Annotated in this window: 1 pseudogene; it reads left to right on the top strand. The window is 81.2% G+C overall.

The features are described from left to right. Positions 1 to 330: pseudogene (locus IF89_RS0136475) on the top strand (hypothetical protein); the annotation flags it as partial.

Genomic DNA, 330 nt, shown 5'->3' with positions numbered 1-330 from the left:
ACCTCCACCCCTGCGGAGCAGGCCGCCCCCGAGGCGGACGCCGCCGCTCCCGCCGGGTCGACGGAGACCGCCGTCGCCACCGAGCCGCAGCCCGAAGCCAGCGAGCCGGAGACCGCCGCAGCGGCAGCGCCGCAGGCACAGGACGCGGCCGCGGAGCAGGCCACCGAGCCCGTAGTCGACGCCGCCGCGCAGGCCGACACCGCCGTCGCAGCACCGCCGCAGGCGGAAGCGCAGGACGCGGCCCCGGCCGCGGAGCAGGGCGCCGAGCCGGAGGCTGCGGCCGAGACCTCCACCCCTGCGGAGCAGGCCGCCCCCGAGGCGGACGCCGCC

It is taken from the genome of Streptomyces sp. NRRL F-2664 (assembly GCF_000719345.1).
In the GTDB taxonomy this organism is placed as follows: domain Bacteria; phylum Actinomycetota; class Actinomycetes; order Streptomycetales; family Streptomycetaceae; genus Streptomyces.
Note: the sequence above shows the minus strand (reverse complement) of the source record. Positions and strands in the feature narration are given on the sequence as shown.